Genomic DNA, 14035 nt, shown 5'->3' with positions numbered 1-14035 from the left:
TTTACCCTATATCTTGCTTCTGATAAAATTTGTAGTCTTTAAAGCACTTAATAAAAATACAATGCCTCCAACCAGTGTATAAAGAATCTTATGGCACAAAAACGGGAATAGATCTATATCTTTTATAAGATTAACCAATAGATATAAGAAAACCCATACATCAATTGCAAATAGCATAAAATATAAAACATTTTGTAAAGGGAATTCCCTATTCTTTATCAATAACAAAGCACCGACTGTATTTAAAACGCCAAAAAGAAAACTTGCCGGATTAAAATTAACAACGCCTAACCATATTGCCATGCTAAAAATAACCAAATAAAATACCGAAATCACAGCAAAGGCAACAAGCAGTTCTTTATATACTCTCATCTTCTCCCATGGTTTATATTAAGACAACAGATTGTCTTTAAAATTTATAGTTTTATAAATATAATTTCGGAAAATAAGCAAAAAATTTCAGATAAAAAGACAAACCCTTGAAGAAAGCCTCAAATAGTTTATTATTTAAAAAACCTTCTTTTAACTGAGGCAAAATGAGTAGAACTCCACCACTAAGTGAAAGATTACGACCTGAGAAAATATCGGAAATAATAGGTCAGGAAGAAATCATCGGAGAAGGAAAACTCCTGAGACAAATGATAAAATCAGGAAATCTTAAATCTATGATTTTATGGGGCCCTCCCGGGACTGGAAAAACAACCCTTGCCAGAGTAATAGCAAAAGAGACAAACTGCCAATTCTTTGAACTTAATGCAATATCATCGGGAGTTCAGGATATAAGAAAAGTTATAGAAGAAAGCAAGAAAAATCCTCTGTTTTCAAAAGGAACAATCCTATTCATAGATGAAATACACAGATTTAATAAAGGACAGCAGGAAGCCTTATTATCTGCAGTAGAAAAAGGAGAAATTATTCTGATAGGTGCCACAACAGAAAATCCATCCTTTAGCCTTGTTTCTCCTCTACTCTCCAGATGTCATATATTCCAGCTTAAACCCCTTTCCTATGAAGCGCTGGAAAATCTAATAGACAGAGCTTTAAAACAGGATAAAATCCTATCTAAACGGGATATTAAAATTCCTGATAAAAAACTACTGATAAATCTATCCGGTGGAGATGCAAGGGTTTTGTTAAATGCTATAGAAACTGCAGTTAACATAATAGAAAAAGACCCTGTAATAATAGATAAAAACCTTATAAAACAAATTTTTTCCAGACCAAATTTACTTTACGACAGAAATCAGGATATTCATTACAGTCTGATATCTGCATTTATAAAAAGTATCAGAGGTTCAGACCCTGACGCAGCAGTATATTATCTGGCTAAAATGCTTGAAGGAGGAGAAGACCCTGTATTTATTGCAAGAAGGCTTGTTATTCTTGCAAGCGAGGATATAGGAAACGCAGAGCCCTATGCTCTTACCCTTGCAACAAGCTGTTTAACAGCAGTAGAAAAAATTGGAATGCCGGAAGCACAGATTATTCTATCCCAGACAGCTACATATCTTGCCAGCTGTCCAAAAAGCAACGCAGCATATAAAGCTATAAAAGAAGCTATAAAAGATGTTAGACAAAATCCGAATATTCCTGTTCCCCTTCATCTTATAAATCCTTCAACAAAACTAATGAAAAAGTTCAGATACGGAAAGGATTACAAATATCCCCATGACTATCCTGAAAATTTTGTGGTGCAAAGCTACCTTCCAACTGAACTAAAAAATAAGCAATATTATCTTCCAACTGAAAATGGTCGTGAAAAAAAGATTAAAGAAAGACTAAAAAATCTGTGGAAAGGAATTAAAAAATATATATAATATGGTTAGCAAATACTAACCGGAGGATACCAATGAAAATAGCAATGCCTGTAAAACCAAAAGGAGATGATTATGTCCTGTCAACTGCTTATGGAAAAGCAAAATTTTTCCTAATCTATGATACAGATATACAGGAAGCTAAAATAATTGAAAATAAAGCCTTAAACGGCAAAGGAATTGCACAGGATTTAGCTGCTGAGCATGTTGATGTGGTAATTACTAATCACATAGGTGGTGGAGCATATAATGCCCTTGTTGAAAAAGGGATAAAAGCCTATTTCACAAAAGATAAAAATCAAAGCTATAAAAAAATCATTCAAGACTTTCTCCAAAATAAACTAAATGAGATTACTCCCCAAAACTTTTATCTAATACCACAGCATCATCATCACTAAAACAAAAATCCCCCTGCATTTTGAAAAAATCTAACTAAATTTATGGATATAACCCTTTTGCAGGGGGTTGTTATGATTAAAAAAATAATCAAAAGGGACGGTAGAGCAGTAGATTTCAATCCTGAAAAAATCACAAACGCCATTTTCAAAGCAATGATTTCTGTAGGTAAACCGGACAGGGAACTTGCAGAAAAACTGACCCAGAAGGTTGTCCAAAAACTCCAGAAAACCCTAAAAAAGAACCAAATTCCAACAGTTGAACAAGTTCAAGATGTTGTTGAACAGATTTTAATTGAGGCAAATTTAGCTAAAGTAGCAAAAGCATATATACTCTACCGTCAAAAAAGGGCAGAAATCAGAAAAGAAAAACAGAAAATACTGAATAAAGATAAATTAGATGAGATAGATAAAAGATTTGATGTGAATGCCTTGAGAGTCCTTGCAGCACGGTATCTTTCCAGAGATAGAGAAGGTAATATTATAGAAAGCCCCAAACAGATGTTTGAAAGAGTAGCAATAAACACTGCGATACCATCGATACTTTACGACCCCCAAATTTTTTCTTTGAAAAGACTTCCCAAAAAACAAAAAAATGAAAATATTGACCCGGAAAAACTTGCAGGGAAGCTCAAAATCGGTCAATACAGCTTAAATAAATACCACATAGAATCACTTATAAGGGTTTATAACAGGCTTAACAAAAACAGACACATGAAAAAGCCTTTATTCCAGATTATAAAAATGATTCAGGATGGAAAACTTGATAAATACGAAGAAGAAATTAAGGAATACTTTGATATTATGACCAGCAAAAAATTCATGCCCAATACCCCTGTCCTTGTTAATTTTGGTAATCCACTTGGAATGGGAATGGCCTGTTTTGTTCTGGATATAGAAGATAGCATTGTATCTATTATGGAAACATTAAAAAGAGCTGCACTGATTTTTAAGGCAGGGGGAGGTTGCGGATACAATTTCTCCAAACTAAGACCAAAAGGGGATTATATCAGCACAACCCACGGAAGAAGTTCAGGGCCTATAGCCTTTATGACGTTATACGATAAAATGACAGATGTTATAAAACAGGGGGGAGTCCGGAGAGGAGCCAATATGGGCATCCTTAATTCTGACCATCCTGATGTTGAGGAGTTCATAACAGCAAAAAAAGGAAACAAGCAGCTAACCAATTTTAATATCTCTGTTTTTTTAAAAGAGGATTTCTGGGAGTATTACGAAAAAAACAAACCTTATCCACTTATAAATCCAAGGGATGGGAAAGTCTGGAAATATGTTAATCCCAGAACACTATTTGATATGATTGTTTATCAAGGATGGGAATCAGCTGAACCTGGCCTGTTATTTGATGACAATATCAACAAATACAACCCCCTCATAAAAGCATTTGGCAGAATATATGCAACAAATCCCTGTGGAGAAGTGGTTTTATATCCAAATGAAAGCTGTGATTTAGGTTCACTTAATCTATGGGCTTTTATAAAAGAAGAATACCACGACGGAAAAAGAAAGGTTTATTTTGACTGGGAGGACTTCAAAAAAAGCATAAGAACAGCCACAAGATTATTAGATAATGTCCTTGATGTGAATAAATACCCTTTTCCTGAAATTGAAAAAATGACTCTGAAAAACAGAAAAATTGGTCTTGGAATTATGGGTCTTGCAGATATGCTTTTTGAACTTGAAATTCCGTATAACAGCGAAGAAGGTAGAAAATGGATGGAAAAGGTGATGGAATACGTTAATTACTACTCTAAAGAGGAATCTATAGAAAGGGCAAAAACAAGGGGTAAATTCTCAACATACAGAAAAAGCTTTTACCCTGAAGGAAAAATGCCAATAAAAGGATTTGAGGAAAGAGAAAGCTGGAATTTGGACTGGGATAAACTGGTCAAAAAAATAAAAAAACACGGCCTTAGAAATGCATTTACAACAGTGGTTGCACCTACAGGCTCAATAAGCATGATAGCAGGAACATCTTCAGGAATAGAACCTGTTTTCAGTCTGGTATATGAGAAAAAGGTTAGTCTGGGAACATTTTATTATGTTGACCCTGTTTTTGAAAAAATAATGGAAAAGGAAGGCCTATATGATGACAATCTGCTAAAAGATGTTTCAGCTAATAAAGGAAGTATACAGCAAATAAAATATATACCGGACAAATGGAAAAGAATATTTGTTACCGCCCTTGATATCTCAGCAGAAGACCATGTCAGAGCCCTTGCTGCAATCCAGAAATGGACAGATTCCTCTGTATCAAAAACAATAAACTTCCCAGAACATGCAACAGCTGAAAATATGAGAAAAGCTTATTTACTTGCACACTCCCTTGGCTGCAAAGGATTAACCGTCTACAGATATAAATCAATAAAAGGTGTTTATATTCCCGGAGAAGAGGAGGAAAAGGAAGAAAAACCCCAATCTGTTAAAATAGAAGAAACCAAAGGAAATGAAGAAAAAATAGAAAAATGCCCTATATGTGGCACACCGCTAATCAAGTCTGAAGGATGTAAAAAATGTCCGGTATGTGGATGGAGTGTGTGTGAGCTATGATTTATATATTTACAGGAAACGGAAAAGGTAAAACCACAGCGGCCATTGGAACAGGTATTAGAGCTGTTGGTGCAGGTTTCAAGGTTTTAATGGTTCAATTTATGAAAGTCAAAGAACTTTCATCAGAATACAATGTTTTGAGCAAACTGGAAAATTTTGATATAGAAAGCTTCGGTAGAAAGGGATTTTATCTTCCACAAGAAGAGCTGGAAAAAAATCCTGAGCTTAAAGAAAAAGGTTTTAAACCCTTTTCAAAAATTGATTACCAGATGGCAAATGATGGAATAGAATTTGTGATTAACGCAGTAATAAATCAAACCCATGATGTAATTATAATGGATGAACTCTGCGTGGCTTTAAACTACAAACTAATAGAAGAAAACAGAGTTGAAAACTTCCTGAAGGAATATAAAAATAATTTTCATTTTATAATTACCGGTAGATACTGCCCTGACTGGCTTATGGAAATAGCAGACCTGATAACAGAGATGAGAGAAATAAAACATCCTTTTCACAAAGGTATCCCCGCCCAAAAAGGCCTTGATTATTGATTTATAATATCTGGTTTAAAATTTATTACCAATACTTGACAACATATAATCAATAGTTATAGTTTAATAGTAAAGTTGTCTCCTGCAGGGGAGGGAAGGTTATGTATAAAAAAATCATCCTGCTGACAATGTTATTTATATCGGCATCCTTTATCTCCTGTGGAACTGATTTCTTTGAAGATAAATATTCCTACGATAACCAAGATAGACTACAAAAAGAAAATTATATAAATGCCTTAGAAAAAAAGAACATAGAGTATATCTACGATAACAATGGCAATATTATTGAAATCCGTATGAATACTGATTAGTTATCTAAAGTTACAGGAGGGAGGGACGATGAAAAGGTTCTTTCCTTTACTATTTGTAATTTTTGCCATCTTTTTTAAATTTTCCTATTCAACAGAGTTTTCAGGAGCATACATAAACTATCCTGATAATATCATAAAGAAAATAGATATCCTGTTTGAAAAAGGGAAATTCCCAGAAGCAGAAGCCATAATAAATAAAATCCTGACACATCCGGAAGAATATACATCTGACGAGGTTGCTTTTGCTAATCTACGTAAAGGTTTAATTTACAAATACAAATGGGATTTTGATAATGCTATATACCATTACAAAAAAGCAATGGAAATCTCCAGCAACACAAAAATAATCAATGATGCTAAAACTCATCTTGCCAGTGTTTATTTCTATATGGGACGTATAGATGATGCTGAAAAATTAATTCAAGAAGTTCTAAAAAATACAAACGATGAAAGACAGATTAAATTTTGTAATTATTGGCTCAGATATATAAAAAGAATAAAAGAGTATGAAAAAAATTTTGGACCTGTAGCTTTTGCATGTGGAAAAGGTTCTTTACTGGCAGTAGTAGAAAAACTTAATTTACCTATAGTATGGGAAGAAATTGTTGAGCTATCTGTAAACAATAAAGGTCTTAGTCTTGCACAACTTAAAAACTTTCTTGAAAAGAAAGGAGTTCACGTAAGAATTGTAAAAGCTTCAACAAAAGATTTAACCAAAACTAAAAAGCCTAAAATTGTTCTACTGAAAAACAAACATTATGTCGTTTTCTTAGGAAGAAAAGGTGCTGACATAGCATACATAGACCCTGCAAAAGGGAAAAGAGTTTTAGTAGAAAATATAAAACTATTTAAAGAAAAATTTACCGGATATGCTTTAGTTTTTGATAATGGCAAATATAGTGAAGTTAGTCAGGAGCTTGCAAATAGCCTTTTTGGTGCTTACTGCTGGTGCTGTCCACCAGGAGAGCTTGGAGGTCCCGAAGACAATAAAAATACCGAGTATGACAAAACCAAATGTGGAACCTCTATGGGACTACCGGCTATTTTAACAAATACAGCAACTTTAAACCTGGTCATTTCAGACGTAGATTTTAGATACAAACATTTTGGAATAGATTTCACCCTTAAAAGAACTTATAATGCAGATTCTCCTCATGTTTCTATATTTGGTAAAGGATGGAGCTGGTATTATGGAACAAGGCTTAGGAAAACACCTTCAGGAGAAATTGACTGGTATACCCCAACAGGAAGAATAGTTCATTTTTATTATGACCAGACAAATAATACATTTATACCAGAATATGGAGTCACCGATGAACTCAGAAAAGAAGGAAATCAGTATGTCCTTTATAGAAAAATAGACAGAATATACTGGATTTTTGATGAAATTGGAAAATTAGTTGAAATTAGAGATAGAAATGGGAACTACATAAAATTTGAGTATGAAGATGATAGTATCCCATTTAAGCCTGTAAGAATTATAGACTCCTCTGGAAGAGAAATTTCAATAGAATACAATGACCAGGGATTAGTCAGTGCAATATCTACTTTTAATGGAATAACAATATCTTATGAGTATGATTCCAAAGGACATCTTATAAAAAATATAGACGCTTATGGAACGGTAATAGAATATCAATATGATGACAAAGGATATCTTGTTGGACTTAAACTTCCTAACGGGACTTATAAATTCAACTATTACACAACGTGGGAAGGTTATGCATTAACTGCAATAGAACTACCTAACGGAAAAATCAAAAAATATAGAACATGGAGAAGTGATTACAACACAAGAATAGATTATCCAGATGGAACATGGGTTTCTTACTGGAATATATATCCCGGTTGGACCGAAGAAATATTTAATGAAAAAGGAAGAATAGCCTTATTTGGCTATAATTCAGATGGACTGAGAAGTATATTTGTTGATGCAAAAGGAAACAGAACTGAGTTAAGCTATGATGAAAAAGGGAATATAACCAAAATACAATATCCAGATGGCAGTTATGAAGAATTTTCTTATAATGAATATGACTTTCCAACAAGGTTTAAAGACAGAAATGGCAATGAATACATATTTACTTATAATAGCAACGGTAATCTGACCTCAATACAATATCCGGATGGTTCTCAAAAACAGATTATCTATAACGATAAAGGTTTAGTAGAAAAAGTCATACTTCCTGAAAATAGAACTGTAAGCATACAATATGATGATTTCGGTTATCCTTCTGAAATTACACTTCCAAGCGGAAGAAAATGGAAGTTCAAATATAGTAATATTGGCGATTTATTAGAGGTAACAGACCCTCAAGGAAATAAATATGAATACAGCTACGATACCCTAAGGAGAGTTACCCAGATTAAAGACCCTGAAGGAAATATTTATTCTTTTGAATACAATCATAAAAACTTAGTCAGATATATTGACCCTTTAGGAAAGGAAACAACTTATACCTATAATCCATTAGATTTACTTGTGCAGGTTTGTAAGGAAGGCAATTGCTACTCTTACGAAAAAAATGAGATAGGAAGAATAACAGGTTTTATAGATTACAACGGAAATAAATGGAAATTTTTGAGAGATATAGCCGGTTATCCTGCAGGTCTACAAGACCCATTAAACAACACAATAAAAAAAGATTATGACAATAATTTCAGACTTACTTCTATAACGCTCCCTAATGGAGAAAAGATAACCTATGAGTATGACATTTCAGGCAGATTAACAAAAATCAACTATCCAGATGGTAGTTATAAAGAATTCCAGTATGATTTCAACGGAAATATAATAAAAGCCGAGAATCCAGACTCATCTATAGAAATAGAATATGACGTTCTAAACAGACCTATAAAACTGACAGAGAAAACATTAAACCTATCAGTTTCTTATAAATATTCACCTGGTGGATTTGTGGAATCTATAAATTATCCAGGGAACTTTGAAGTTAGGTATGATTATGATAAAGATGGCAATGTAGAACAGATAAAATTCAAAAAGGGGAAAATTAGATATAAATATAACAAAAGAGGTTTACTTAAAAAGATTAAATTCAAAGGAATTAAAATTAAGTATAAATATGATAAACGTGGATTAGTCAGTAAAATTAAAATTTTAGGACATAGGTTTGGAAAAATATACATAAAATACGAACGTGATGATATGGGAAGAGTTATAAAACAAGAACATATAGGAACTATTGGAAATCTTAATACTATAAAACCTTTTATTTTTAGAAATGCGGTATATGATTCTGCCTCTCAGCTTACAAGCTTAGAAACAGATTCAGGTCAGGAAAACTTGGAATATGATTCCCTGGGAAATCTTATTTTATGGGAAAGTAATTCTGGGAGGAAAGAACTTGTTTATAACTACGACAACAAACTGAAAGCTGTAAAAATCGGCAACAAAGAAATAAAATTTTCATACAACCCATTAGATTACAGATTAAAGAAGGAAACAAATAACCAGGTTTATGAGTATTTCTACGGAGTAGATGGGAATTTACTATATGAGAGAATATTCCAGATAGGAAATCTCAAAGAAGAAAGATATTATGTTTATATCCCTGGGAAACTGGATAGGCCTGTTGCAATGGTAATAAAGAAAGGGAACAGATACAAAACTTACTATTACATACATAATCATCAAGGTTCGGTGATAGCCGTTGCTGATAATAAAGGTAAAATTGTAAATTTCTATGACTACTGGCCAGATGGAAATATCAGAAATATAGATGAAAAAATAGAACAACCTTTCTTATATACTGGAGCATATTACGACAGAGAAACAGGCCTATACTACTTAAGAACCAGATATTATTCTCCACAGCTCAGAAGATTTATTCAGAGAGACCCCATACTCTTTGAAGGAGGGATTAACCTTTATGGCTATACAGGCTGTGATTTTGTGAATTATGGAGATTGGTGGGGTTTATTTGGAACAGAAAGCTGCCAAATTTATGAAGATGCTTGTAAAGAAACGGGAGATTTTTATCCATGTCGTGTAGCCTCCTTTTTCTGTCCTCTATTTAGAAAACTCGGTTTCTGGAAAGTTACTGATGAATGGGAAAATTGCGTCAGAGCTTGCTTACAAATTTTTTATAAGATAGAGTGTGAAAAAAACAACGGTAATATAACAGCAATAATAATGTATACCTCTGAACATGGATATTGTTTCTTACATTGTATTAATACAGAAAATCCTTTTGATTTTTTTGGAAGTCCTTTACCTGATTTTGATGTGAAATGGAGAAAATAGTATATATGAGAAAATTTAGAGAGCTCATATATTTATACAATGAGTTATATATAAGATACATATTATATGTTCATTTTATATTAGTTGTTTTAGGTTTTATATCTTTCTTTTATTTTTTTATATCAAATCCTTATGCAAAGTTTAGAATTTTCAGTTGGTATATTCTACAGGGCGGGTTCGTGCTTTCTTTAATAATGCTTTGTTTTCTAAATCTAAATTCCAAGTTTACTTATTATGCATGTAAATTTCTGTCCATAGAAAGGGGGCTTTTTTATATTCTCACATTTATCATTCCTTTGGATCCTATAGCAGTAATACTCTTTATCGAAGGGATTCCAATAATGGATTCTTATTATAAACTAATTTCTTTATTACTGAATTCGGACGCATCAAAATACATGATAATTCTTACTTTGATAATAAACTATGTAATAGCATTAATTCTTTTATATGGAGAGAATGAATACTTTAAGACTCTACAAAAAAATGATTACAATTAAAAATGTTTATTTGAGGAATAATTATTGTGGATACATTTAAGTATATTAACGAATTTATAGAATATGGACATAAGACTTTAGAAAGCTTGCACAAATTTGCTGTGGATATGGAAAGGGAAAATTTGTTAAATAATTTACAAAATATTTATTTAAATTATTCCAATTTTAGTGCATATGCTCTTTTTATTCTTACAGATAAAAAACTTTTAAAAGCAACATTTTACGAAATAAAAAAGCATGAATTTACAAAAGAAGTATATAAACCTGACAATTTTTATGTATTCTTAAGGGAAATAGATGAAATTTTTAATACAGCTATAAATAAGCCTGAAATTTTAGGATCCTTCTTTGGTTTAGAGTTCGAATTATTTCATAATAATACTGGTGCTTTAACAGCAAATGCTGGAGATATTTATGAGGAATTATACAGAATTTTTATTATTAAAAATAAACATATAGCTGAATTTGAAGTATCTTTAGAACATATACTATATAATCATGATACTTTTCTTAAATTGGAAATTAAAAAATATATTATATTTTTGTCTTTTTATGTTAATCTTTTTGACCAAAAATAGTAATTTTTTATGAATATACAGGCTGTGATTTTGTGAATTATGGGGATTGGGAAGGAAGGTTATTTGGTCCACCTATGGGACCTCCTATTTGTGAACAATTAGGAGCATGTGGATGTGAAGAACCTAATACTGGATGTGAAATAGAATTTGCAGATATAACCAGATGTTTAGCTAAAATGGCAACAGAGAGATGGAGACAAGCTGCTTCTTGTATTGAGTTATGCACAGGTGCAATATTAGTGCGCGGAAGAATAAAGAATCTTAATATTTCGTGTGGTTTATGTATCGGTGCAGGTATTTTTCTTATTAACAATTGTATTTCACCAAATATCAAATGTAAACAATGAAGAAAAAATGAAGAAAAAGATGGAAATTATCGAACTATTTATTGCCTTCACGATGATATTTTATTATATGGACTTGTTAATTCAAGGTATTAGTTATTTATCAAAATCTAACAATAGTAAACACTTTATGTTTGTTGATATTATTCTTTATATCGCCTTTTCCTTACCTTTTTTAAATATAGTAGATAAATATTTAGGTTTGATAAAAAGTTTAATTCTTTTCCTGATACCTACTTCATTAGCATTAATACTGTTATATTTAAATCCACACATAACTAACAAGTTGATTATAACTATTTTTTATATTACTTTCATAACCGGAATTATTGCTTTGATTTATCTTTTTGTTAAGATACCTATCTGGATAACGAAAAAAACAGAGTGAATTTATTTACAAAATAAGAATTATTATGTTGTTATCTTTTAGGAGGGAGGCTTGTTATTATTAATTTTTCAGATTTTTGAGTTACTGGTTTCCTTGTTTCAAACACTTAGAGGAGTGTCTCTTCTCTCTATACATCCAGTAACTATTTTTATTTTATTAATCCTTTGGAATACATTAAAATAAAGACAAACCTCAAATTGATTCTCAAATGATGTTATATATAACCGCTGTTTTTACATATTTAGATTCCTTCTACATAAGAGCTTCCAAAGATGAAATTTCATTCCTTGTAACTGTCTCTCTTGCATTTTTTATCGTTTTTAAAAATTTTTATAAATTAAAAACTGATTATATCTATATCCTGGCTATTACTATATTATTTTTACTTATCAATTTATTGGCAGATTCCTTTGCCATATTTAAACCTGAAATTTTAAACGGAAAAATCAATTTCATAAACATGACAGAATATATCTTTATAGAATTAATAAGTTTTTTGTTTTATGGAGAAAGAAAAATAACTACCTATTTAAAGTTTTTCCTTAATATGTAGGAGAATAACATGCATAAATTAATAAAATCCTTCTTTAAGATTTATGCTAAATATGTGAATAAAATACATCTTACTTTAATTTTAATCGGGTTTTCCGATGTTCTTTATCTATATGTTTTTAAGCTAAGAAATTTTTCAAAATTTATGCAAACTCCTCCTTTCATAGAAAGTATAATAATGATTCCTGTTTTACTGGTATGTATTTTTAAGAAAAATAGAATCTTCTGTAAGATAGCTTCTGTAGAACGATTTATATTTTATATAATAGTTTTTATTATTCCATTTCCTCTTAATCCAGCCGGTCTTCTCTTTGCGGAAGGTTCACCTTTGATTAAAAGTTTCATGTTTGTGATAACTAATCTAACAAAATTACTTTCCAGTCTATCAGATATTACTTATTGGAATTTGATATTTATTCTATACCTCCTATTACTTTTAATTTTAAATTATAGCATTATGACTTTGCTCATGTTGGCCGAAAAACAAGTATTGAAAAGCATACAATAGCCATTAAAAATTGAAAAATGAAATTAAGTGAAAACTTGATGAGATTAATTATGGGATGGACAGAAAATATAAATTTTTAATTTTGATGGCTTTGTTTTTGTTTTTTTTCTTCACCCTAATTGTGCTTCCTGACAATATTTGTATAAATTTTGCAGGTTCTATTTTATGTGCACTGATTTTCATAATAAATTTGTTTCCGTTTTGGAAAAAAGCGAACAAAATAGAGAAATTATTTTTAATTTATGCATTTTTTATGGCATTTGTTGTAATTGGATTTTTTATTTATCATTTAATAAAAAATTGCAGGTAACCCTGGAGGAAACAAAATATACAGACTAAAGTATCCAAAATGGTATATTTATATTTTTGGGCTTATTTATATAGGCCTTACTATCAATTTTTTTCTTATACAAAGGCATAATAAATGTTTATCATTTTTTATTTATTCATTTATTTTGCTTATTATTAACATAGTTAGTGTGTATAACTTAAAATCTATTTATAAGCATCTTAATAATCTTGAGAGAATAATTAGCTTTATATGGAGCCTTGGCTTTTTGACACTGCTTTTAATTTTTACTAAAAGTTTTATGGGGTGTATTTTAAAATAAAAAACAATGATAAAAATAGAAAAAGATACAGTTTTAAGTAAAATTCAGGATTTTGTTTCTTATGTATATTTTCTTAGCTATCCATATAACAAAATCTCCATTTCTTATGAAGAAACAATTAAAGAAAATATCATCCATATTAGGGCTAAATCTATTGGTTTTATTAATGCTTTAGCATGGATTATCAGGTTAAATATTCCAAAAATTTTTGTCGCAGAAATTAAAGATAACGAACCTTTAAGAGGATGTTTAAATACAATTTGTAACTGCTTAGATGTCAAAAGCATAGAACCTGATTATGTAGTATATCTCTTAAAAAAGAAAAATTACTTAAAACTCATCTCCAAATTAATGCCTTATGGTTTTTTAGATAAATTTCCACTTGAATTATATAATTTAGTGATACTACATCCACAAGAAAATTTAAAAAATATTGAAATAAAAGAAATTATCTCAAATCTTTTTGATAACAAAAATTTTTCAGACTATCTAAACAACCACAAACTTGATTTTGTAATATACCTGCATGATTACATCTTGCATTTATGGCTGTCTCAAGACTCACAAACAGCAATAAGATTGAAAAATTTAGTTGAGAAATACATTAATAACTTAAAAACAATTGCAAAAAATGATATTTTATAGACC

General features: G+C 30.9%; 10 protein-coding genes. 8 read left to right on the top strand and 2 right to left on the bottom strand.

What is annotated here, in order from left to right; genetic code table 11:
- Positions 1 to 6: 6 nt before the first annotated feature.
- Positions 7 to 372, bottom strand: coding sequence for a hypothetical protein (locus tag MVE07_RS03170; protein WP_297453879.1), 366 nt, complete (start codon positions 370 to 372; stop codon positions 7 to 9).
- A 164-nt stretch (positions 373 to 536) separates the two neighbouring features.
- Here MVE07_RS03170 and MVE07_RS03165 point away from each other — a divergent pair, with 164 nt between their 5' ends.
- The 7 genes from MVE07_RS03165 to MVE07_RS03135 all read left to right on the top strand — a co-directional run bounded on the left by MVE07_RS03165 (position 537) and on the right by MVE07_RS03135 (position 10984).
- Positions 537 to 1817 (top strand): replication-associated recombination protein A, encoded by a 1281-nt coding sequence (locus MVE07_RS03165; RefSeq protein ID WP_297453876.1) that lies wholly within the window; start codon positions 537 to 539, stop codon positions 1815 to 1817.
- A 32-nt stretch (positions 1818 to 1849) separates the two neighbouring features.
- Positions 1850 to 2212: a NifB/NifX family molybdenum-iron cluster-binding protein gene (locus tag MVE07_RS03160; RefSeq protein WP_297453873.1), complete on the top strand. Its 363-nt coding sequence runs from the start codon at positions 1850 to 1852 to the stop codon at positions 2210 to 2212.
- A gap of 72 nt (positions 2213 to 2284) precedes the next feature.
- Positions 2285 to 4780: an adenosylcobalamin-dependent ribonucleoside-diphosphate reductase gene (locus tag MVE07_RS03155; RefSeq protein ID WP_297453871.1), complete on the top strand. Its 2496-nt coding sequence runs from the start codon at positions 2285 to 2287 to the stop codon at positions 4778 to 4780.
- Complete coding sequence (locus tag MVE07_RS03150; protein ID WP_297453868.1) at positions 4777 to 5331, top strand: cob(I)yrinic acid a,c-diamide adenosyltransferase; 555 nt, start codon at positions 4777 to 4779, stop codon at positions 5329 to 5331. Before MVE07_RS03155 ends, MVE07_RS03150 begins: the two co-directional genes overlap by 4 nt.
- A 101-nt stretch (positions 5332 to 5432) precedes the next feature.
- On the top strand, positions 5433 to 5642 hold the full coding sequence (locus tag MVE07_RS03145) for a hypothetical protein (protein ID WP_297453865.1): 210 nt from the start codon (positions 5433 to 5435) through the stop codon (positions 5640 to 5642).
- 28 nt (positions 5643 to 5670) lie between these two features.
- The gene (locus tag MVE07_RS03140) at positions 5671 to 9906 is read left to right on the top strand and encodes an RHS repeat-associated core domain-containing protein (RefSeq protein WP_297453862.1); all 4236 of its coding nucleotides are present in this window, start codon (positions 5671 to 5673) and stop codon (positions 9904 to 9906) included.
- Positions 9907 to 10432: 526 nt separating this feature from the next.
- Positions 10433 to 10984: a hypothetical protein gene (locus tag MVE07_RS03135; protein ID WP_297453859.1), complete on the top strand. Its 552-nt coding sequence runs from the start codon at positions 10433 to 10435 to the stop codon at positions 10982 to 10984.
- A 37-nt stretch (positions 10985 to 11021) separates the two neighbouring features.
- Here MVE07_RS03135 and MVE07_RS03130 read toward each other — a convergent pair whose 3' ends face one another.
- Positions 11022 to 11297: a hypothetical protein gene (locus tag MVE07_RS03130; RefSeq protein ID WP_297453858.1), complete on the bottom strand. Its 276-nt coding sequence runs from the start codon at positions 11295 to 11297 to the stop codon at positions 11022 to 11024.
- Positions 11298 to 13393: 2096 nt separating this feature from the next.
- Between MVE07_RS03130 and MVE07_RS03125 the strand changes: the two genes are divergently transcribed.
- The gene (locus MVE07_RS03125) at positions 13394 to 14032 is read left to right on the top strand and encodes a hypothetical protein (protein ID WP_297453855.1); all 639 of its coding nucleotides are present in this window, start codon (positions 13394 to 13396) and stop codon (positions 14030 to 14032) included.
- Positions 14033 to 14035: the final 3 nt, after the last annotated feature.

The sequence above is a fragment of the Persephonella sp. genome (assembly GCF_027023985.1).
Lineage (GTDB): Bacteria > Aquificota > Aquificia > Aquificales > Hydrogenothermaceae > Persephonella_A.
Note: the sequence above shows the minus strand (reverse complement) of the source record. Positions and strands in the feature narration are given on the sequence as shown.